The sequence below is a fragment of the Pedobacter sp. Leaf41 genome (assembly GCF_001422545.1).
GTDB lineage: Bacteria > Bacteroidota > Bacteroidia > Sphingobacteriales > Sphingobacteriaceae > Pedobacter.
In genome coordinates this window covers 304,534-325,162 of record NZ_LMLE01000007.1, presented here as the reverse complement: position 1 = coordinate 325,162, position 20,629 = coordinate 304,534, and the positions used below count along the sequence as shown (strand labels likewise).

At 36.1% G+C, this 20,629-nt stretch carries 20 protein-coding genes; 10 read left to right on the top strand and 10 right to left on the bottom strand.

Annotation, left to right across the window (positions count from 1 at the left end; translation table 11 throughout):
* Positions 1 to 98 precede the first annotated feature (98 nt).
* The 4 genes from ASE92_RS11805 to ASE92_RS11790 all read right to left on the bottom strand — a co-directional run bounded on the left by ASE92_RS11805 (position 99) and on the right by ASE92_RS11790 (position 4,625).
* Complete coding sequence (locus tag ASE92_RS11805) at positions 99 to 2,015, bottom strand: long-chain fatty acid--CoA ligase (RefSeq protein WP_056850301.1); 1,917 nt, start codon at positions 2,013 to 2,015, stop codon at positions 99 to 101.
* Positions 2,016 to 2,444: 429 nt separating this feature from the next.
* The gene (locus ASE92_RS11800) at positions 2,445 to 2,771 is read right to left on the bottom strand and encodes an iron-sulfur cluster assembly accessory protein (RefSeq protein ID WP_025142623.1); all 327 of its coding nucleotides are present in this window, start codon (positions 2,769 to 2,771) and stop codon (positions 2,445 to 2,447) included.
* Between the two features lie 73 nt (positions 2,772 to 2,844).
* On the bottom strand, positions 2,845 to 3,258 hold the full coding sequence (gene iscU, locus ASE92_RS11795) for a Fe-S cluster assembly scaffold IscU (RefSeq protein WP_025142622.1): 414 nt from the start codon (positions 3,256 to 3,258) through the stop codon (positions 2,845 to 2,847).
* Positions 3,259 to 3,413: 155 nt separating this feature from the next.
* Complete coding sequence (locus tag ASE92_RS11790) at positions 3,414 to 4,625, bottom strand: IscS subfamily cysteine desulfurase (RefSeq protein WP_056850300.1); 1,212 nt, start codon at positions 4,623 to 4,625, stop codon at positions 3,414 to 3,416.
* A 119-nt stretch (positions 4,626 to 4,744) separates the two neighbouring features.
* Here ASE92_RS11790 and mce point away from each other — a divergent pair, with 119 nt between their 5' ends.
* The 8 genes from mce to ASE92_RS11750 all read left to right on the top strand — a co-directional run bounded on the left by mce (position 4,745) and on the right by ASE92_RS11750 (position 11,233).
* The gene (mce, locus tag ASE92_RS11785) at positions 4,745 to 5,152 is read left to right on the top strand and encodes a methylmalonyl-CoA epimerase (protein ID WP_056850299.1); all 408 of its coding nucleotides are present in this window, start codon (positions 4,745 to 4,747) and stop codon (positions 5,150 to 5,152) included.
* Positions 5,153 to 5,400: 248 nt separating this feature from the next.
* Entirely contained in the window at positions 5,401 to 5,676 is a 276-nt protein-coding gene (locus ASE92_RS11780) for a hypothetical protein (RefSeq protein ID WP_056850298.1), read from the top strand.
* A gap of 607 nt (positions 5,677 to 6,283) precedes the next feature.
* Positions 6,284 to 6,532, top strand: a complete 249-nt coding sequence (locus tag ASE92_RS11775; protein WP_025142617.1) for a type B 50S ribosomal protein L31 — start codon at positions 6,284 to 6,286, stop codon at positions 6,530 to 6,532.
* A 72-nt stretch (positions 6,533 to 6,604) separates the two neighbouring features.
* Positions 6,605 to 7,777, top strand: a complete 1,173-nt coding sequence (locus ASE92_RS11770; protein ID WP_056850297.1) for a putative sugar nucleotidyl transferase — start codon at positions 6,605 to 6,607, stop codon at positions 7,775 to 7,777.
* 50 nt (positions 7,778 to 7,827) lie between these two features.
* Complete coding sequence (tpiA, locus tag ASE92_RS11765; protein WP_056850296.1) at positions 7,828 to 8,589, top strand: triose-phosphate isomerase; 762 nt, start codon at positions 7,828 to 7,830, stop codon at positions 8,587 to 8,589.
* Positions 8,590 to 9,429 carry a 50S ribosomal protein L11 methyltransferase gene (prmA, locus tag ASE92_RS11760; protein ID WP_056850295.1) on the top strand — a complete coding sequence of 280 codons (840 nt, stop codon included), beginning with the start codon at positions 8,590 to 8,592 and terminating at the stop codon, positions 9,427 to 9,429.
* 116 nt (positions 9,430 to 9,545) lie between these two features.
* Positions 9,546 to 10,898, top strand: coding sequence for a UDP-N-acetylmuramate--L-alanine ligase (murC, locus tag ASE92_RS11755; RefSeq protein WP_056850294.1), 1,353 nt, complete (start codon positions 9,546 to 9,548; stop codon positions 10,896 to 10,898).
* A gap of 14 nt (positions 10,899 to 10,912) precedes the next feature.
* Complete coding sequence (locus ASE92_RS11750; protein WP_056850293.1) at positions 10,913 to 11,233, top strand: helix-turn-helix domain-containing protein; 321 nt, start codon at positions 10,913 to 10,915, stop codon at positions 11,231 to 11,233.
* A gap of 101 nt (positions 11,234 to 11,334) precedes the next feature.
* Here the strand turns inward: ASE92_RS11750 and ASE92_RS11745 are convergent, their stop codons facing one another.
* The 5 genes from ASE92_RS11745 to ASE92_RS11725 all read right to left on the bottom strand — a co-directional run bounded on the left by ASE92_RS11745 (position 11,335) and on the right by ASE92_RS11725 (position 17,406).
* Positions 11,335 to 12,453, bottom strand: coding sequence for a hypothetical protein (locus tag ASE92_RS11745; RefSeq protein ID WP_056850292.1), 1,119 nt, complete (start codon positions 12,451 to 12,453; stop codon positions 11,335 to 11,337).
* Positions 12,454 to 12,526: 73 nt separating this feature from the next.
* Positions 12,527 to 12,718: a hypothetical protein gene (locus ASE92_RS11740; RefSeq protein ID WP_056850291.1), complete on the bottom strand. Its 192-nt coding sequence runs from the start codon at positions 12,716 to 12,718 to the stop codon at positions 12,527 to 12,529.
* Positions 12,719 to 12,806: 88 nt separating this feature from the next.
* Positions 12,807 to 13,373 (bottom strand): SMC-Scp complex subunit ScpB, encoded by a 567-nt coding sequence (gene scpB / locus ASE92_RS11735; RefSeq protein WP_056850290.1) that lies wholly within the window; start codon positions 13,371 to 13,373, stop codon positions 12,807 to 12,809.
* A gap of 252 nt (positions 13,374 to 13,625) precedes the next feature.
* Positions 13,626 to 16,496 carry a two-component regulator propeller domain-containing protein gene (locus ASE92_RS11730; protein WP_235527351.1) on the bottom strand — a complete coding sequence of 957 codons (2,871 nt, stop codon included), beginning with the start codon at positions 16,494 to 16,496 and terminating at the stop codon, positions 13,626 to 13,628.
* 124 nt (positions 16,497 to 16,620) lie between these two features.
* The gene (locus ASE92_RS11725) at positions 16,621 to 17,406 is read right to left on the bottom strand and encodes a LytTR family DNA-binding domain-containing protein (protein ID WP_056850288.1); all 786 of its coding nucleotides are present in this window, start codon (positions 17,404 to 17,406) and stop codon (positions 16,621 to 16,623) included.
* Between the two features lie 123 nt (positions 17,407 to 17,529).
* On the opposite strand from ASE92_RS11725, the gene ASE92_RS11720 reads away from it, so the two are divergent.
* Both ASE92_RS11720 and ASE92_RS11715 read left to right on the top strand, forming a co-directional pair.
* The gene (locus ASE92_RS11720) at positions 17,530 to 18,252 is read left to right on the top strand and encodes a ferritin-like domain-containing protein (protein ID WP_056850287.1); all 723 of its coding nucleotides are present in this window, start codon (positions 17,530 to 17,532) and stop codon (positions 18,250 to 18,252) included.
* Positions 18,253 to 18,269: 17 nt separating this feature from the next.
* Positions 18,270 to 19,130 carry a ferritin-like domain-containing protein gene (locus ASE92_RS11715; protein ID WP_056850286.1) on the top strand — a complete coding sequence of 287 codons (861 nt, stop codon included), beginning with the start codon at positions 18,270 to 18,272 and terminating at the stop codon, positions 19,128 to 19,130.
* A gap of 287 nt (positions 19,131 to 19,417) precedes the next feature.
* Here ASE92_RS11715 and mqnC read toward each other — a convergent pair whose 3' ends face one another.
* Complete coding sequence (gene mqnC, locus ASE92_RS11710) at positions 19,418 to 20,542, bottom strand: cyclic dehypoxanthinyl futalosine synthase (protein ID WP_056850285.1); 1,125 nt, start codon at positions 20,540 to 20,542, stop codon at positions 19,418 to 19,420.
* Between the last annotated feature and the right edge of the window lie 87 nt (positions 20,543 to 20,629).

The window sequence follows — 20,629 nt, the reverse complement described above, 5'->3', positions numbered from 1 at the left end:
TTCCATAAGAATAGTAGAAGAACGAATGCAACCACTCTTCTAGATTTAGAATAATAATCTTTAGATTAAAATGATTTATAAGAACTTTAAAAACGATATCAAGATTCTGCCTCGATCCCTTCTTCATACATTGCATCGATCGTATCACTATATTTCTTTTCTACAATTCTACGTTTAACCTTCATGGTAGGTGTAATCTCACCTTCATCAATACTGAATGGATTGCGTTTAATTTTGAAATTCTTGATGCGTTCGAATTTGGCAAGTTCGTTTGAGATTTTCTTGATGTCTTGCTCCATCCAATCAATTATTTCCTGTTCGCGTATAAATGGATCGGCATCTTCGAAATAAGACGATTTTAGGTTGAATGTTTCTTCTAATGTTTCTTTATTTGGAATTATGATAGCGGTAATAAATTCTCGTTTATCTCCTATTAAAAATAACTGATCGATCTTCGGGCTTTTTAGATAGATATTTTCTACAGGAGTAGGGTAAACGTTTTTGCCATAAGCATTAACGATCATGTTTTTGAGTCGATCTGTAATTTGTAAGTTGCCTTTATAAAATCGACCAATATCACCAGTGTGGAACCACATGTCCTGATCGATTGCTTCAGCCGTTTCTGCTGGTTTATTGAAATATCCTTTCATTACACAATGGCCCCGAACAATTACCTCGCCTTCAGCACACTCAAAATCTTCGTTAAAAGTATGATGCGTTTGGATGTTAATAATTTCTTTGCTTTCTACATCTTGAATTCCCACTTCAATACCTGGAATAACACGACCCACAGTACCATAAACCTGGCGATGGTATTCGGTTACAGACATTACCGGCGAAGTTTCGGTTAAGCCAAAACCTTCCAATATTTTAATCCCTAAATCACCGAAAAACTCACCCACATTTTTCGGTAAGGCAGCCCCACCAGATATCATAAATTTTAAGCGGCCTCCGGTTTTCTCCTTAATTTTACTAAAAACTAATTTCTCGGCAATTGCTTTTTTAGTCGAAAGAATGAATCCAGGATTTTCACCTGCCTCTTTTTTTATACGATATTTCTTGCCAGTTTCCAGCGCCCAAATAAAAATTTTAGCCTTAGTACCTCCGCCAGCTGTACCAGATTTAATTGCTTTATCATGTATCCGTTCCAATAATCTAGGTACGCAACTCATTACCGTCGGCCTAACTTCGCCCATATTTTTCGCCAGTAGTTCTAAGCTTTGAGCGAAAGCAATTTTACAGCCTTGAGTGCAACAGACATGATAGGTGGCTGTGCGCTCGAACACATGCGACAGAGGTAAAAATGAAAGGAAAGTTTCGGTTTGATCGATTACCGGGATTTGTTGCAGACACACCTCCACATTTTTAACAAAATTATGGTGTGTAAGCATAACCCCTTTTGGCGTTCCTGTGGTACCAGAGGTATAAATCAAAGATGATACATCCTCAGGAAGCACTAAACTTCTGCATTGATCTATTTCTGCTTTTTCTGCCGCTGTAATTTGATGCTTCAAGGCTAAGATGTCGGAAAAAGATATAATTTCTACATCAACATCTGATGGCACTTTTACTTTCTCAAAATCTTTAAATGCAGGAATGATATATTTTATGTCTTTACAGTTTGAAGCAACTTTAAGTACTTTTCTAAAAAGAAAACTATTACCAACTAATATTCCTTTAATGCCAGAATCGTTAATGATGTAGGCTACTTCTTGTTCTGATAGCGTTGGGTAAATAGAAACATTTATTACGCCAATTTGCTGAATGCCTTGATCATAATAGACATATTCGGGCGAATTTTCGATCATTAATCCTAACCGATCGCCTTTCTTTATTCCTTTTTCGAGAAAGAAAGCGGAAACTGCGTCAGCTCTTTTTAAAGTATCTTCAAATGATATCTCCAACCATTCAGCACCTTGTTTATGTATTAAAAAAGTTTCTTCGGGTTTGTGAATGTTTTTTACAACATTTCTTAAAAGAGTAGGGATGGTTGAAAATTCGTTAATTAATGGCATCGCTCGTTATTTGGTAGTCAATATAATTAACAATAATAATGCTTTTTGGTTTAAAAAAGCAAATTGATGTACGCTCGCTGCTTTTGATTTGAATATGTTTTTCCGCAGATCAAAAAAATCTTTGAATTAAACATGAGTTATAAATTCAAAATCTAAGCTAAGAAATCATTTTTAATCTGCGAGATCTGCGTTAATCAGCGGAAGAAGATATAAGTGTAATTGCAAGCTTGATTTGAATTATGTTGATAAAAATTTATATCCCGCAGATTAACAGGATTTACGCAGACTATATTATAATCGTCATTGCGAGAAAAAAGTAATCTCCTTTTATTCTTTGAAGTAAGATTGTTCTATTGGCAACGAGTAAGTTCTTTAAACGCAAAAAGGCCTCGAAAAATCGAGACCTTTAAATATTATTTATGATGAATTTTAAACGGAGAAACTCTCGCCACAACCACAACTGCGACTGGCATTTGGATTGATAAAGTTGAAACCTTTTCCATTCAATCCATCAGTAAAATCTAACTCCGTACCCGCCAGGTAAAGGAAAGATTTCATATCTAATGCGATTTTAATTCCTCTGTCTTCAAAAAACTGATCGCCTTTTTGTTCTTCGTTATCAAAATCCAGGTTATACGATAAGCCAGAACAACCGCCACCTTTTACGGAAACACGTAAGAAATAATCAGAACCCATTTCTGAATCCTGCATTAAATGTGTGATTTTTTCTTTTGCTTTATCTGTTATAGTAATCATATTGATTTACGATTTTAGATTTACGATTTTAGATTAAATACGAAAAATCGTAAATCTAAAATCTAAATTTTTACTAGTGATGTGATTTTTCCAATACAATTGCCTCTAAGCCATTTTTAACGCGGTAATCGTTAATGGCAGATTTAATTGCATCTTCTGCCAACACCGAGCAGTGAATTTTTACTGGAGGTAAAGCCAATTCTTCAACAATATCCATGTTATCGATAGATAAAGCTTCATCGATTGTTTTTCCTTTTAACCATTCTGTAGCTAAAGACGAAGATGCGATAGCCGAACCACAACCGAATGTTTTAAATTTAGCATCGGTGATTACGTTATCTTCTCCAACCTCAATTTGTAAACGCATTACGTCACCACACTCAGGTGCGCCAACTAAACCAGTTCCTACAAATTTGCTGTCTTTATTTAATGTACCCACGTTACGTGGGTTATTGTAATGGTCAATTACTTTTTCTGAATATGCCATGATTTCTATTTCTTTAAATCCCTTGTGGGATGGTTTAATTTTTGTTATATGTTTCGAGTTGCATGTTGCAGGTCAGGTGTTATAAATTAGTTGCTTATGCTCCAGACTTAAAACTAATAACTTACAACTCTTAACTCATTAATTTGCTTCGCCAATTAATGTTCTGCCCACTCAATTTTACTCAAGTCAATTCCTTCTTTAAACATTTCCCAAAGTGGAGAAAGTTCTCTTAAGTGATTCACGGCTTTTTGAGTAACTGCAATCGCCTGGTCAATTTCTTCTTCGGTAGTAAATCTTCCTAAGCCATAACGGATAGAAGAGTGTGCCAAATCATCAGATAAACCTAAGCTCTTTAATACATAAGATGGCTCTAAAGATGCCGAAGTACAAGCTGAACCCGAAGATACCGCTAAATCGCTCATGGCCATCATTAAACCTTCACCCTCAACGTATTTAAAAGAGATGTTTGCTACATGTGGTAAACGGTGTTGTGTATTACCATTAACATAACTTTCTTCCATTTGGTTTAAAGTCGATTCTAATTTATCGCGTAAACCAGATAAACGAATTGCTTCGCTTTCCATCTCTAAACGACAAAGTTCGCATGCTTTACCCAAACCAACAATACCAGGAACGTTCAATGTACCAGAACGCATGCCGCGTTCGTGGCCTCCGCCATCCATTTGTGAAGTAACTTTAACTCTCGGGTTTTTTCTACGAACGTAAAGTGCACCAACGCCTTTCGGCCCGTACATTTTATGTGCTGAAAACGCCATTAAGTCGATTCCGTCTGCATTAACATCAACTGGAATTTTACCAACTGCCTGCGTAGCATCAGTCATAAATAAAGCACCATGTTTGTGTGCAATTGCCGAAATTTCTTTAACCGGTTGGATCACGCCAATTTCGTTGTTACCGTACATAATCGAAACTAAGATCGTTTCAGGAGTCATTGCAGCTTCTAATTCAGCCAAATCAATTAAACCATCTTCTTTAACTCCTAAGTATGTCACTCTAGCACCGTTTTTCTCCAGGTGTTTACAAGTATCTAAAACGGCTTTGTGCTCTGTAACCGCAGTAATAATGTGATTACCCTTATCTTTATACATTTCGAACACACCTTTAATAGCCAAGTTATCAGCTTCGGTTGCGCCCGATGTAAAAATTACTTCTTTTTCAGTACAGCCGATTAATTTGGCTACCTGCTCACGAGCATAATCTACTCCCTCTTCAGCCACCCATCCAAAAGCGTGATTTCGGCTTGCGGCATTTCCAAATTTTTCAGTAAAGTAAGGTAGCATCGCTTCCAACACTCTAGGGTCTAAAGGTGTTGTTGCGTTATTATCTAAATATATCGGCTGTTTCATCTCTATTCTGTTAATTATGATCACAAAGATACAAAAAAACTTTTCGAACAATTATAATTAATAGCTATGACCTTATAGATAAAACACGCATTTTTACATTCAACCAACCTTTTTAAACGATGAACAAGATAGAACATATCGGTATTGCCGTAAACAACCTCAATAAATCAGTTCCACTTTACGAACTCTTATTAAATACCTCCTGTTATAAAACGGAAATTGTTGCATCAGAACACGTTAACACTGCATTTCTAAAAGCAGGCGAAAATAAAGTTGAACTTTTAGAAGCAACTGCCGACGATAGTGCAATAGCGAAATTTTTGCAGAAAAAAGGAGAGGGGATTCACCATATTGCCTTTGCGGTTGATGACATTATTGAGGAAATGGAGCGACTAAAAGCCAATGGTTTTACACTGCTTAACGACGTTCCAAAAAAAGGTGCCGATAATAAAATGGTATGCTTTGTACATCCAAAAGATACAAACGGAGTTTTAATAGAGCTTTGCCAGGAAATTAAGTGGGTGTAAAAGGTAGAGACTGGAAAATGGGAAATGAGAAATTGAAGGTGATTGCAGAACGTGTTTTCTTAATTTAATATTTGAAAACGAACGATTTTGATTTTATCGCTTACAGCAGCCCTGCTAACCGCTGTAGTCCCGATGAAGAATCGGGAGCTGTCGCTATTATCAGGTTTATTTAACTCCATGCAGTAATTCAAATTCAACAAATAAATCAACTTGATCTTAAAACCTTTCAATCCAAAAAAACTCGTTCCATGTCACTAATTAAAATTATCAATAAAGATTTTGATCTTCCTGATGAACTTTCCGAAAGTCAACTTCGGGAAACATTGGTTGAAGCATTTGCTTACTTAGTGGATAATGACTTTCCTAAACTCGTTCAAATTTTATATAAAGCAGATGTTGATCAGTACAAGTTGAAAGAATTGTTAGAAAATATTGAGGGAAAAAGTTCGGCGGAAGTAATTGCAGATGCCTATCTCGCCAGACAAATGGCAAAAATTGAAACCTGGAAAAAATATAGTAAGTAGTTGCCGACAAATTTATTACAGTCTAATCATTTGTGTTTTAATACCTTTAAGTAATGAGTTGCCGTTTCCTGATCACCTTACTTTTTCCTGTTTTCGTTTTTGCTCAAAGAAATTCGAATTCCGAACTTGAAGAAAACGATCAGGATTTGGCAATGGAAACAATTTTACAGTTTACGGAAAGGTTAAATCTGTTCGTGGTAGCGATTTTGCTATGTTTGGAATAATTATCTCTGGTGAGAAAGATGGAACACAACTCAGAAATATTCGCTATGGCTTAATTAATATTGATAACTCAAAAGGGGAACATCGTTTATTAAACAAGGTGAGGCAAGGGTAGTTTTTGATACAGATCAAGTTTCGCCAACTATTTCGGTGTTTTAAAATATTTCTTGAAGGCTCTTGTAAATCAAAAATAAAATTTGGATATTTGCATCCTCTAAAATAGAGGTTAGAAAAGACTAATAGAGATTATCATAAGCGTTGTTGCCAGCAAATTGCAAGAATGTTCTTGATGCTTTCACACAAATAACTTTAAATAATATCCAAATGAAACCATCGAAGCGTTAGCGAGATAGCTTCATCACAATTAAAAGAAAATAAAAATACGATGAAAAAAGATTTGCACCCTACAAGCTACAGACCAGTTGTTTTCAAAGATATGTCTAACGAATATGCTTTCTTAACAAAATCTTGTGTAGATACTAAAGAAACTATTAAATGGGAAGATGGTAATGAGTATCCTCTTTATAAATTAGAGATCTCTCATACCTCACACCCTTTTTATACTGGTAAAATGAAATTGGTTGATACTGCAGGACGTATCGATAAATTCAAAAACCGTTACGCTAAAAAATAATTTTAGCTGTAAAAAGCATTTTTTGAAGTCCCTTTGCCAAAAGCATCGGGACTTTTTTTATTTTTGTTGCTTATGACAATCAATTTATTTGATGATGCTTGCTGGGCGTCTCTCCGTCCGCTTACGTTTACCAGGCCCGTTGCTGATTTGCGAATTGGTATTTTAACCATTGCAGAAAAATGGGCGAAATACTTAAATGCCGACTTCGGTTTCCAAACTCAAGAATATCTTTCTATAAAATATGCAGTCAAGAAGAACGCTAGTCTTTTTATAAATGGCTCAATTTGTCCTGATCAAAATTTGCTCGATGCAATTTCAGGAACTAAAGAAGGAGAATTTCTCGTAGCAAAAGGTGTTGTTATCGCCTTCAACTGTAATGAAGAATTGACTTATAAGCAAGCTGAACAGCAATTAAAACCCATCAATTATGAGTTTGAGTTCGTTAAAATAACTTATCCGGAAAATATTTTCGCAAATAACCCAGCTGAAATTAGGAAAGATTTTGAGTTGTTAACCAAAGGCCGGACTTCTGCAAAAATTAGTAGTACCAATCAATTGATGGGCGATGATATTTTTTTTGAAGAAGGTGCAAAAGCCGAATGCAGCGTTTTAAATACCGGTTATGGACCAATTTATGTTGGGAAAAATGCTGAGATTTGGGAAGGAAGTTTAATACGGGGATCTTTTGCCCTTTGCGAAAATTCATCAATTAAAATGGGTGCGAAGATTTATTCAGGTACTACCATCGGACCGAATAGCCGTGCAGGTGGCGAAATTAATAATTCGGTAATTTGGGGCAATTCTGCGAAAGGACATGATGGATATTTGGGCAACTCGGTACTTGGTGAATGGGTTAACATTGGTGCCGATACCAATAACTCGAACTTGAAGAACAATTATGCTGAAGTAAAGCTTTACAATTACGAAACTAAAAAAATGCGTAATACTAATTTGCAGTTTTGCGGTTTGATTATGGCCGATCATGCTAAATCGGGCATTAACACGATGTTTAATACGGGCAGTATTGTAGGCGTGAGTGCAAATATTTTTGGTGGTGGCTTGCCTCCAAATCATATCCCAGATTTTAGCTGGGGTGGAGCAGATGGCTTTTTGGATTACAAACTGAATAAAATGTTCGAAACAACAGAGAAAGTATTCGCGAGAAAAAATGTTATTTTCGACGATACAGAAAAAGATATTCTAACAAAGGTTTTTGAATTAACGGCGCCTCACAGATACTTTTAATATTTAACCATGATTTCGATAGAAATCACCAATTAACAAAATAAAACACAATGAGAAAACAAATAGTAGCCGGAAACTGGAAAATGAATTTAGATTATAACGAAGGTATTTCGTTATTCAGTGAGATTGTAAATATGGTGAAGGATGAATGTAAGGGTAATCAATTAGCTGTTATTTGTGCTCCTTTTATTCATTTAAATAGTTTGGCAAAGTTGGGTGGAAGTGATGTTAAAATAGGGGCTCAAAATATTCACGACAAAGAAAGCGGCGCTTACACAGGCGAAATTTCTGCAAAGATGATCAAATCTGTTGGCGTGGAGTACGTAATTTTAGGTCACTCTGAGCGCAGACAATATCAGGCTGAAAGTGATGAGCTTTTGGCTGCAAAAACCAAAACTGCTTTGGCCCACGGGTTAACACCAATTTTTTGCATCGGCGAAACTTTAGATGAACGTGAAAACGGGAGCTATTATGAAGTATTAAAGAAACAATTAGTTGAAGGTATTTTCAGTTTAAGCGATACCGATTTTTCAAAGATTGTAATTGCTTACGAACCAGTTTGGGCGATTGGTACAGGTTTAACAGCATCACCAGAACAAGCACAAGATATTCACGCATTCATCCGTTCTGAAATAGAGGCTAACTATGGTTTCAATATCGCAGACGATACCACAATTCTTTATGGCGGAAGTTGTAATCCAGGAAATGCAGCTAGTTTATTCGCTCAAAAAGATATTGATGGTGGTTTAATTGGTGGTGCATCATTAAAATCTCGTGATTTCACAGATATTATTAAAGCATTAAATAGCTAAATGCAGTACGTAAAAGCAATATTTAAATTCGAAAATATCGAAGACTATCAACAGGATCTACTCATCAGCGATCTTGCTGATTTAGGGTTTGATACATTTGAGGATAGTGAGAATGGGTTCACTGCTTTTGTAATGAAAGATAATTTCAGTGAGCATGCATTGAAAGAACTGCTTGCTCATTATACCGATGATTTTGTAACAAATTATACTTTAGAAGATGTTGCCGACGAAAACTGGAATGCAGAGTGGGAAAAGAATTTCAATCCGTTGATTATTGATGATGTATGTTACGTGAGAGCAACTTTCCATGAGCCACAACCATCTTATCCTTATGAGATTGTGATAGATCCGAAAATGTCCTTCGGAACAGGTCACCATCAAACTACATCAATGATGATGCAGTATATTCTAGCTGCAGATTTAAAAGATAAAACTGTATTGGATATGGGTTGCGGAACCGCAATCCTCGCAATTCTTGCCGCTAAACTTGGTGCAAAGAATTTGGTAGCGATAGATTATGATAACGTATGTTACGAAAGTACCATCGAAAATGCTGTGTTAAATAACATCTCTAATCTGAAAGCGCTTTGTGGCAGTAAAGAAGTTATTCCAAACGAAGAATATGATGTGATTTTTGCCAACATCAACAGAAATATTTTGCTTGATCAAATTCATCGTTATGCGGACGTGCTTCAATCAGGTGGAAAAATCTTTTTTAGTGGTTTTTATTTGGATCCCGATTTAGGCATGATCACTGCTGAGTGTGCTAAATATGGTATTCAATACCTTGATCACAAACAAAATGGTGATTGGGTTGCTGCCCAGTTTGAGAAAAAATAAATGGAGCAAAGAGCAGGGATAAAAGAGCAAAGAATAAAATAACAAAGCTAAAATGGTTAGCATTAGGCCACTAAATCTTTAATCATTGCTCTTTTATCTTTAATCGAAAAAAAAATATGCGTATACATTTTATTGCAATTGGCGGAAGTGCGATGCACAACCTGGCCATTGCACTTCATAAAAAAGGTTATCAAATTTCCGGTTCTGATGATGTGATATTTGAACCAGCAAAATCTCGTTTGGAAAAATATGGTTTATTGTCGTCAGAAATGGGATGGGATGAAAATCGAATCTCTAATAACCTTGAAGCTGTTATTTTGGGTATGCATGCTCGTATTGACAATCCTGAGCTAATTAAAGCGCAAGAGCTGGGTATTAAAATTTATTCTTATCCAGAATACGTCTATGAGCAAAGTAAAAACAAACTGCGTGTAGTAATTGGCGGCAGTCATGGTAAAACGACCATCACAAGTATGATTTTACATGTGCTCAATCATTACAATCGTGATTTTGATTATTTGGTTGGAGCACAACTCGCTGGTTTCGAAACGATGGTAAAAATTACAGATGAGGCACCGGTTATGATTATCGAAGGCGATGAGTATTTATCGTCACCAATTGATAGACGGCCAAAATTTCATCTTTACAAAGCAAATGTAGCAGTGATCAGTGGCATCGCCTGGGATCATATCAATGTTTTTCCTACTTACGCAGATTATACTTTGCAGTTCGATAAGTTTATCGATACCATTGAGGAAAACGGAACATTAATATATTGTGAAGCAGACCAAGATTTAAATGAAATTGCTTTAAAATCAAAAGCAAAGATTCACAAGATAGGTTATGCCATTCCTGAACACGACATCAAAAATGGAATAACCTACTTATTGCCAGAGAAAACTGCTCTAAAAATATTTGGCGACCATAACCTAATGAATTTAAATGCAGCTAAATTAGTTTGTGAACAGTTAGATATAAACCAAAACGATTTTGATACCGCAATTGCCTCATTCACTGGAGCTGCAAAGCGTTTAGAAGTAATCTCAGCTGATGACTCTACCAATGTTTATAAGGATTTTGCCCATTCTCCATCGAAACTAAAAGCTACTATTGAAGCTGTCAAAGCACAGTTCACAGATCGCAGATTGGTTGCTTGTATCGAATTACACACCTTTAGTAGCTTAAATAAGGACTTTTTAAAAGAATATGCTGGCGCAATGGACAAAGCTGATGAAGCAATCGTCTTTATTGATCTTAAAAGTTTTGAGCAAAAAAGAATGGAGCCATTTTCAGAAGAAGATGTTCAACAGGCTTTTGCCAACCCGAAGCTAAAATTCTTTAACGATGCAGCTCAACTGAAAGCCTATTTGTTAAGCTTGAACTATAAGAATGCAAATCTTTTAATGATGAGTTCTGGAAACTATGCAGGCTTTGATTTGCCTGAACTAGCTGCAGCTTTACCAAAATAATAATTAGTCTGTAAATGAAGGTTTTAGGAGATCGTATTAAGCAGAGTAGGGTAGCGCTGGGTTTAAATCAAGCGGAAGCTGCTAGAATGCTTAATATTTCTACTCCCGCATTTTGTAAAATAGAAACCGGGCAAACAGATTTAAACATCTCACGCTTATTGCAAATTTCCAAAGTATTTGAGGTATCGATCAGTAAATTAATCACCGGAGAAGAGGAGTCATCAAATTCATCAGAAGAACTAGTTGACCTTAAAGAACAACTTCTGGAAAAAGATGAAGAGATCAATAAACTTCGCAAGAAGGTTATTGATCTTTATGATAAATTGGGGATGTAGGTAACAGGTATAAAGATGAAAGAGCAAAGAATAGTAAGGCCAATTAATCTAGGCTACTTAATCTTTATTCCTTATTCTTTGATCACTGACGCTTGCCCTGCTTAAAACACTTTTCGCATCGTTAAATGCTTCTTACCAAACGTAGCGCCGGTAGCTTTATGTATGGCAATCATCTGCTCGTTAAAATCGCCAACCCAACTCAATTCCAGTTCTTTGTATTGATTTTTTGGCAACACATATTCACCTAGCCTGATAAAGAGAACTGATTCTAAGCCATGTTTCTGGAATTTTGGTTTTGTGCCCATCACGATAGCTCTCATACGTTTAACACCCACCCATCGGCGATAAGCAAATTTAAGCTTCTCTAATAAACCAAGTTTTCCATTAAAACCTTTAATCATCTGGTTGGCATCAGGAATTAAAACCACAAATGAAGCAGGCTCACCATTAAAATAAGCAAATTGAATCAAGTGCTCATCCATAATGGGTTCCATACTTTTGAAGCTTTCTTCGAGAGTTTCCTTTTTTATCGGAACGAAGTTTTCAAAATCCTGCCAGCCATCATTATAAATTTCCATCAAATCCGCAATGTACTTTTCGGCGTTTGCTTTGCTAAAATATTCGAAAGTGTACCCAGGCTTGTTCCTTACCCAATTGGCTATCTTAGTAAATCGCTCTGGAAAAGGAATGGTTAAATTAATATGGTTGGTTAATTGTTCATATTCGGTTACGAATCCGTAAGCATCAAAAAATTTCTGGTAGTATGGAAAATTATAATTCATTCCAAATGATGGAGGAGTGAAACCTTCAACTAACAAACCCCAAAATGAATCATTTTCGCCAAAGTTTATGGGTCCATCCATTGCTTTCATTCCATTTTCGATAAGCCATTCCTTTGCGGTATCAAAGAGTAAAAAGGCAGCTTTTTCATCTTCAATGCATTCAAAAAAGCCCATCCCGCCGGTTGGCTGATCATAATTGAATGCTTTTTTTTCGTTAATGAAAGCAGCAACCCGACCGATTAAATTTCCAGCATCATCTTTCAAAACCCAACGGGTACATTTTCCGTGACTGAAAAAACTATTCTTCTCAGGGTTGAAAACATTTTCAACTTCACTATCTAGAGGACAAATGAAATTTTTGTCGTTTTTATAGAGGATTTTTGGAACCGTTAAGAAGTCTTTTTTTAGTGATGAATTGCTTACTGATACAACTTGCATGGGTAGATTTTAAAATTAAAAAGCACCCAGCCTAATGGCAGGATGCTTTTTCAAATATATAGTTTTTTAATGATTAGTAATCGTCATCGTCATCATCGAAGTTGTCGAAATTATCAAGGTCATCTAATGGCAAATCAAAATCGTCTTCATCTTCATCTTGAGGCTTTTTTTTCGTGGTTTGAATATCGTCATCTTCAAGATCATCGTCTTCATCTACCTGTTTTTTGGTAGTCGGCTTAGTAGGGAGTTTCTTCGGCGCTTTCATATCACAAAAATAAAAATTGCTTTTCTACTTTAAAAATACAAAAAAACTTTTTCTAATAACAACCTGAAAACAAATAAATTAATTTCTGCTATTCCGCATTTTCACCTACCGTATTTTCCTCCTTCGTAATATCTTTTAGCTGTGGAAGCTGGTTTAAATTGTTTAAACCAAAATAGTCCATGAAAATATTACTAGTGCTGTAAAGAATTGGTCTGCCCGGAGTTTCAGCTTTGCCATCAATACTTATAAGTTCTTTTTCCAGCAATCGCTGAACAGAATAATCAGAATTTACACCTCTAATTTGTTCAATTTCTAATTTTGTAATCGGCTGGCGGTATGCGATAATGGCTAAGGTTTCCATAGCAGCCTGACTCAGCTTTTTCTTTGAGCGATGCAATTGAAGTTGATTTACCGTTTCATGATAATCCTTTTTTGTTAGAAACTGATATCCTTTATTTAGGTTTACCAATTCGATTGCGAAATCATGATGTTTATACTTTTCTTGAATAAGATCTAAGCTTTCAAAAATCTGTGTTTCAATAAACTCTGCTTCGAAAACCGCATTTAAAGCTAAGATGATTTCTTGAACGGTAATACTTTGAACAGAAGAGAATATGAGCGCTTCTATGTGCCTGGTAATATCGGTTTGGGACATATACAAAAATATAATTTTTGGACATAAAAAAAGCGGTCTCGCTTTTTAAAAAACAAGACCGCTTTCAACACACAAATGAAACCTGAATTAAGATATAGTTTTAGGTTAGGTTATTAAATATCTATATCAATTCTATAAGAACGTTTTGATAAACACTATCGTTTATTTCTAACACAAGTTTAAGGCTAAACGAGATTCGGTGTAAGTTCTATTTAGTGAATGGTATTAATAATTGAGTAAACGGTAAAAAATCTATTTTAACGGTATAGATATAGAAACGATTGTACCATTTGTGGCCTTTTGTTTAACACTGAGGTGTATAGGTTTTGCTGCAATCTGTCCTAACAAATGCAATCTTTCTTTGGTAAGTTGCATACCTTTGCTAATGTGTGTTTCTTTTTTCTCCCTCAAAGAATTGTCAATACCAACACCATCATCAATTATCTCGATGTTTAAATACTCTGGAACATCAATTTTAATATTAATTTGTATTTCGCCACCCGTTTCTTTTGGCATAATGCCATGCCAAATTGCATTCTCTACGTAAGGCTGTAATAGCATCGATGGGATTAAAGTTTCTTCCTTATCTATTTGATCATCAATTGCAAAGGAGTATTGTAACTTATCTCCGAATCTATTTTTCTCGAGCTTTAAATACAAATTCAAATATTCAAGTTCTTCTTCCAGAGAGATATAGCTTTTGGTACAAATTTCCAGGTTTTTTCTTATTAACCGAGCAAACCCGGTTAATACCCGATTAGCTGATGCCGTGTTCTGCGTATTAATATAATGCTGTATAGAATTCATCACATTGAATACAAAATGTGGATTCATCATTGCCTGTAAAGCCTGCTGCTCTAACATCAACACCTTGTTTTTTAGCAAAAGCTGCTCTTGTTCCTTATCCTTTTGTTTTCTGGTGATGTAAACCGCAACTTTGTAAAAAATGTAGGCCACCAAAAGGATTAAGATGGATAAAAACCATAAGCTTTGCCAAAAATGCTTGGTAATGGTAAATGAAATTTTTGCGGATGGCCCCCAGTTTCCGTTTTGGCTTTTGGCCGAAACTTCGAAATTATATTCTCCGGATTGAAGCGATGAAAAATCTAAACGGCGGGTTCTGGTTTCTACCCAGGCAGAATTTTCACTTAACCGATAACGATAAGTAATGTCGCTTGTGGTAAAATCTACTGCACTAAAAGTGAATAAAATGGTATTATTTCCTGTTTCGAAGGTGAAATTTTTTTGATTTACGGGCAATCTATCCTTGTCTTTGATGATAGAGGTTACATAAACCTTCGGTAAATTTCTGCTGATGTTTTTATTGTTGTACTTGAAAAGAATCAGCCCTTTATTGGTAGCGAAATACGCCGTGCTGTCATCAATAAATAAACTGTTGATATCATCACTCAATAAATCTTTCCCGTAATCGAAATTGGCAACGCTAAGCTTTTGCGGATAATTGGCAATTTTATTAACGCCCTTGTTGGTGAGTACCCATATCTCGTTATTTTTTACGAATATTTTAGTACAAATATTATTGGTTAAGCCATCTTTTTGAGTGATCTGTTTTACAATTTGGTCATTTTTGTAAAAAAGCAATCCATATCCGTCTGTAGCCAAAATCAATGTGCCATCAGCCAATTGTTGAATATCATTAATTCTTTTAGTGAGTAGGGGATGTTTTTCAAAATGCTTAATGAGTTTTCCGTTTACAAACTGAGATAAACCATTGATATTTGAAAACCACAAATTACCTGTCCGATCGTAAAACACATGGTAAGAGCGATCTTTGAAGAAATCTTCCTTCTCCCGATATTTCAAGGAATTGAATTCAAAATTGTTTATTCTATCAGATAAAAAAACAACCCCAGAAGAAAGTGCCAGGGCTAAACGATTGCTTTTTTCATCAACGCTAAAATGTTTAATTACAAACATGGAATTATTAGCTTCCTTTAAGTAGTTTACTGCATTTGTGGTGCTGTAGATATTTTTAAAAACACCCATCCCATAATCTGAAGAAAAATATATCGATTGATTTTTTTGGTCGAAGTTTAGTTGTTTTATGGTTTTGTATTTCTTAAAATCATCTAACCCAATTTCATTTACCTGATAGTTATCGATGGTTAAAACATCAATAACGGCATCGTCTGTGCCGAGCCAAAGCCTGTTTTTACCATCTTTGGTAATGCTTTTGATGACATTACTGCTCAAGCCAGATTCTGCATCAATAATGGATAAACGATTGCTTGCATTTGGTAACATATAGATTCCAACATTGGTGGCAAACCACATGTTCTTGTTGCTATCTTTTATTACCTGGTTTACGGGAATATCCTGAAGATACTGAACTGTTTTTCCATTTTTATCCAAAGCAAACGAACCATTTGCATTGGCAATCCAAACCTCTTTAGCTGCGCTATCATAGTAGAAATAACCAGACATGTTTTTAATCAGGTTTTGGGGAATGGAAATTAAGCTATTGATATTCCCTTTGCTCAATTCTTTTAGTCCACTTTTATCCAGATAAATTAACGACTTTGATTTAGTGTTGCTCGCTGTCATGTAAGAAAGCGGCTGAACATTAGATTTTAAGATCGAAAAAGTAGCGCCGTTAAATTTCTGAACACTTAGATCGCTATACGAATAGATGTTGCCATTTTCGTCTTCGTGAATAAACGCATTGATGAATTTATCTTTCGGATTTGGAGAAACGTACTTTCTAATTCGTTTTCCATCCCAACAAACAATTAAATTTGAGTTTGTACCTAACCAAATTCTGCCTTGCTTATCCATCAAAAAAGAAACAATAACAGTGTTTAGGCTAAGTTGCTTTAATAATTGACTGTTATCCTGGTTATAAAATTTTCCATCTTGCAGATAACTTAATTGCCCGTTTAATGCAAAAAACCAAATTCTTCCAAATTGGTCTTCTTTCATTTGAAGGATTTGCGTGTCGGGCAAACCATCTTCAATGGTGAAATTTTGGAAGTTTGTACCATCGAAACGGCTGATTCCATTATCGGTTGCTATCCAGATAAAGCCCTTCTGATCTTGCAAAATGTAATAGCAATTGTTGCTGGCTAAACCATTTTTAGAGGTGTAATGTGGCAGATAGGTCATTTGTGCCACAGCATTTGATCCGTTAACCAAGAAGAAAATCAGAAGTAAAAAAGCAATTGAAAAACCTTTCTTAAAAATAAGAAGTAAAGCCTTTGAGACTAAATTAGATTCTATTTTCGATGAATTAATAATCACTTCCAGCTTTTGTAAATGATTTTATTTTGTCGAAAAAATCGCTTGCCCTTCTTCTGGAGATGTTAATGCTTTCGCCATTTTTTAAAAAAACCTGCAAACCATTTTTCGAATTGTATTCTTTTAAGTGATTTAAATTGATAATGTTCGATTTATGTACCCTAACAAATTGTTCGGTAGGTAACAATTCTTCGAATTCTCTCAATACCTTCGAAACAGTAATTTTTTCTTGGTTGCTTAAATGAACTATAGAATAGTTGCTATCGGCCTCAATGTAAATAATATCATCTACATCTATCATTTTAAAGCCCTGGCCATAAGGGAGGGTAAGTTTTCTAATATCCGATCTGGAAGTTAATGTAGAAGCCAGATTAGTAATCCGTTCATCATTCTCATTTCGATTTTTAAAAAGCTTAACATGTTGCGATACCTTATCAACGGCAGTCTTAAGTTCGTCGATATCTATAGGCTTCAACAAATAATCAAGGGCATTCGCCTTGATGGCTTTTAGAGCATACTGATCGTATGCAGTAGTAAAAATAACAGCAGCATTCTGCTTTTGTGCAGCGGGGATTAGATCGAAACCATTGCCACCTGGCATGGCGATATCTAGAAAAATTAGATCGATATTATGATTTGCCAAAATATCGTGTGCTTCGGCTACAGATCTAGCAATCCCGGTAATTTCTACCTCGGCACAATTTTGCTGAAGCAAAAAAAACAGTGAAGAACGTGCAAACTCCTCATCATCAACAATAATGGCTTTTAGTACTGTCATAATTATAGGTTTGTGAATGTATCAAAATCGATCAATAAAAAAAAATGTAAAAAGAAAAAACCGAGGATAGAATTGTCACGTATGTATCATCAACGAATTTAAAAAACCCTAAACATAGTCACTATGAAAAACAATGAACTAGAAACAAAAAGTGAACTTCAAGAGGAAAGTTTATTAAAAAGCACTGTTGGTAGGAGAGGTTTCCTTCAATATGCTGGTGCAAGTGCAGCAGCCTTAGCTTTAGTAGCTGCTGGCTGTAGAAAAGACCGTAACTACACGAATCCTGTAGCAGGTGTAACCCTTGATTTTAAAGATGATTTTGGTGTATTAAATTATGCTTACGCTTTAGAGCAATTAGAGGCTGCGTTTTACATCCAGGTAGCGAACTCAAATCCATCAGGTTTTACTGCAGCACAGAAAGCATATTTTCAAGATGTACAATTCCATGAAATTGCACACAGAGAATTCTTTAAAAAAGCACTTAGTACAGCGGCAATTGGTAGTTTAGAAGTAAACTTCTCGGCTGTTGACTTTACAAGTGGTGCTAGTGTTTTAGCTACAGCAAAAACATTTGAAGATTTAGGCGTAGCAGCATATAACGGTGCTGGAGTAAGATTAAAAGATACTGGTTTCTTAGTAATTGCTGGTCAGATTGTTTCAGTCGAAGCTCGCCACGCGGCATACGTAAGAGATCAGATTTCTAACGGTACTTTTGCTGATTTAGGTACATTAACCGCATTCGGCGCTGTAGATGCAAACGGATTAGATGGAGCATTAACTCCAGATAAAGTATTGCCATTAGCTGCTCCATTCATTAAAACAAAAATTAACGTTATCAACCTATAATCTTAAACTCAGAAATCATGAATATCATAAATATATTAGACGAAATTGAAAAAGTTGATGGAGAGATCTATGAAAGATTAAATCCACGTAGAGCAGCAATGAAGAGTTTCTTCAACGTTGGAAAGAAAATTTCTTTGGCAGCTTTACCATTGGCTTTAGGTTCTATGTTTCAAAAAGCTTACGGTCAATCAAACCCAGCAAATGTTACAGAAGTATTAAACTTTGCTTTGGCTTTAGAGCATTTAGAATATAATTTTTACAACAGAGCATTGTTAAGTACTGGTTTAATTCCGGCGGGTGCCGCAACAGGTGCAATTACAACCATTCGTGCTCATGAGTTAGCTCACGTTAACTTGTTAAAAAGCGCAATTACTGGTGCTGGTGGTACGCCTATCGCCTTAACAGAAGCTAACTTCGATTTTACAGCTGGAAATACTTTCGGTGATGTTTTCACAAATTATGGAACATTCTTAAAAGTTGCAACAGCTTTCGAAGATACAGGTGTTAGAGCTTATAAAGGTCAGGCGCCGGTGTTGAAAGGCATGCCGGTATTAACAACAGCACTACAAATCCACTCAGTAGAGGCTCGTCACGCTTCTCACTTACGTCAAATGACAGCAGCATTTTTAAATGTTCCGTTGAAACCATGGGTAGGTTTAGGTGCTAACGGTGTTTCAAACGATACAGGTGTTTCTCAGGTAGATCCGGTTTATGCTCGTGAAAACAACACTATTCAGGCAAACATCGAAATTACAGGTATTAATGGTACCGCTGTAACAAGAGCTGCAGCAGCAGAATCGTTCGATGAGTTTTTAACAGGTGCTGAAGTTAAACAAATTGCAAACTTGTTCCTAAGAACAGGTTCGAAATTAACGTAAGCCAAATAGAATTTACATTATTGATTAGGTAATGTTTAGTTTAAGGTAGGGAGGCAGAACTGAGTTCTGTTTCCCTTTGTTTTTGATCAGGTTTTTTGATGATTTAAGGATGATAAGATCAATTCTGCTCAAGACCGGTCAGCTAAAATTCCGAGTCATAGGTGCTTGTCAGGCTATAGATTTCTATCGCCGTAAGATGACAATTACTCAGCTAGTGTTTAAAGATGGGATAATTTATCAATTTACCGATTAGCTCGTTTACTAATCCTCACATCCGCCAATTCATCCTAGTAAGTGATTACCTGTTCTTCCAAGTGTTCTGGTAAATCCCGGTAATTATATTTTTGTCCTCGTAATTGCGGTTCAAAACCTGCAGCCTTTATTGATTGCTGAATGCCATTTGCCGTAAAACGGTGCGGTGCACCAGCAGCAGAAACTACATTTTCTTCAATCATAATTGAACCAAAGTCGTTTGCGCCGGCATGTAAACAAAGTTGTGCAGTTGCTTTACCCACCGTTAACCAGCTTGCCTGAATATTTTTAACGTTTGGCAACATGATTCTGCTTAAAGCAATCATCCGGATATATTCATCGGCAGTTACATTATTGCTTATGCCACGTAAACGTTTCAATAAAGTTCCATCATCCTGGAATGGCCATGGAATGAATGCCAGAAAACCATTGGCATCAGCAGGTTTTTCACTCTGTACCTGGCGAATCCAAACCAAATGCTCAAAGCGCTCTTCAATGGTTTCGACATGTCCGAACATCATCGTTGCCGATGTGGTTATATCCAACTGATGGCAAGCCCTCATCACATCAAGCCATTCCTGGCCACCGCATTTTCCTTTAGAAATTAACCTGCGTACACGGTCATTTAAAATTTCAGCGCCCGCACCTGGGAGTGAATCCATCCCAGCATCTTTTAAAGTTTGCAAAACCTCGGTGTGCGAAATGCCTTCCAGTTTTGCAACGTGTGCAATCTCCGGCGGGCCCAATGCATGAAGTTTTAAATCAGGGTATAATTCTTTTAACTTTCTGAAAAGATCAGCATAGAACGCTAATCCTAAATCAGGGTGATGCCCACCTTGCAGCAGCAGTTGATCGCCACCTAAGCGGAAAGTTTCCTCAATCTTAACTTTATACGTTTCGATGTCGGTAATGTAGCTCTCCTCATGACCAGGCCTGCGAAAGAAATTACAAAATTTACAGTTAGCAATACAAACATTAGTGGTGTTTACATTACGATCTATTTGCCAGGTAACTTTACCACTCGGAACTTGAATTTTTCTTAGCTCATTTGCTACAAACATCAACGATGCAGTATCGGCATTATGGTATAAAAAAACACCTTCCTCTTGGCTTAAAAAATCAAAATGCAAGGCCCTTTGCAGTAAATCGGCTGTATTCATAGCACAAAGATAGTCAAAAGTCCTAAGTCGAAAGTCGAAAGTCGTCAGTCTTTAGTCAAAGATTTTAAGGTCGAAATAAACTATGGT

What these genes read in the sequence shown, in the direction of transcription:
- ASE92_RS11740 (WP_056850291.1), bottom strand. Translation starts at nt 12,718, where the DNA reads ATGAAAGCGCCGAAGAAACTCCCTACTAAGCCGACTACCAAAAAACAG.
- ASE92_RS11730 (WP_235527351.1), bottom strand. Translation starts at nt 16,496, where the DNA reads ATGACCTATCTGCCACATTACACCTCTAAAAATGGTTTAGCCAGCAAC.
- tpiA (WP_056850296.1), top strand. Translation starts at nt 7,828, where the DNA reads ATGAGAAAACAAATAGTAGCCGGAAACTGGAAAATGAATTTAGATTAT.
- iscU (WP_025142622.1), bottom strand. Translation starts at nt 3,258, where the DNA reads ATGGCATATTCAGAAAAAGTAATTGACCATTACAATAACCCACGTAAC.
- ASE92_RS11715 (WP_056850286.1), top strand. Translation starts at nt 18,270, where the DNA reads ATGAATATCATAAATATATTAGACGAAATTGAAAAAGTTGATGGAGAG.
- mqnC (WP_056850285.1), bottom strand. Translation starts at nt 20,542, where the DNA reads ATGAATACAGCCGATTTACTGCAAAGGGCCTTGCATTTTGATTTTTTA.
- mce (WP_056850299.1), top strand. Translation starts at nt 4,745, where the DNA reads ATGAACAAGATAGAACATATCGGTATTGCCGTAAACAACCTCAATAAA.
- ASE92_RS11770 (WP_056850297.1), top strand. Translation starts at nt 6,605, where the DNA reads ATGACAATCAATTTATTTGATGATGCTTGCTGGGCGTCTCTCCGTCCG.
- ASE92_RS11800 (WP_025142623.1), bottom strand. Translation starts at nt 2,771, where the DNA reads ATGATTACTATAACAGATAAAGCAAAAGAAAAAATCACACATTTAATG.
- ASE92_RS11775 (WP_025142617.1), top strand. Translation starts at nt 6,284, where the DNA reads ATGAAAAAAGATTTGCACCCTACAAGCTACAGACCAGTTGTTTTCAAA.
- murC (WP_056850294.1), top strand. Translation starts at nt 9,546, where the DNA reads ATGCGTATACATTTTATTGCAATTGGCGGAAGTGCGATGCACAACCTG.
- ASE92_RS11720 (WP_056850287.1), top strand. Translation starts at nt 17,530, where the DNA reads ATGAAAAACAATGAACTAGAAACAAAAAGTGAACTTCAAGAGGAAAGT.
- prmA (WP_056850295.1), top strand. Translation starts at nt 8,590, where the DNA reads ATGCAGTACGTAAAAGCAATATTTAAATTCGAAAATATCGAAGACTAT.
- ASE92_RS11750 (WP_056850293.1), top strand. Translation starts at nt 10,913, where the DNA reads ATGAAGGTTTTAGGAGATCGTATTAAGCAGAGTAGGGTAGCGCTGGGT.
- ASE92_RS11805 (WP_056850301.1), bottom strand. Translation starts at nt 2,015, where the DNA reads ATGCCATTAATTAACGAATTTTCAACCATCCCTACTCTTTTAAGAAAT.
- ASE92_RS11780 (WP_056850298.1), top strand. Translation starts at nt 5,401, where the DNA reads ATGTCACTAATTAAAATTATCAATAAAGATTTTGATCTTCCTGATGAA.
- ASE92_RS11725 (WP_056850288.1), bottom strand. Translation starts at nt 17,406, where the DNA reads ATGACAGTACTAAAAGCCATTATTGTTGATGATGAGGAGTTTGCACGT.
- scpB (WP_056850290.1), bottom strand. Translation starts at nt 13,373, where the DNA reads ATGTCCCAAACCGATATTACCAGGCACATAGAAGCGCTCATATTCTCT.
- ASE92_RS11745 (WP_056850292.1), bottom strand. Translation starts at nt 12,453, where the DNA reads ATGCAAGTTGTATCAGTAAGCAATTCATCACTAAAAAAAGACTTCTTA.
- ASE92_RS11790 (WP_056850300.1), bottom strand. Translation starts at nt 4,625, where the DNA reads ATGAAACAGCCGATATATTTAGATAATAACGCAACAACACCTTTAGAC.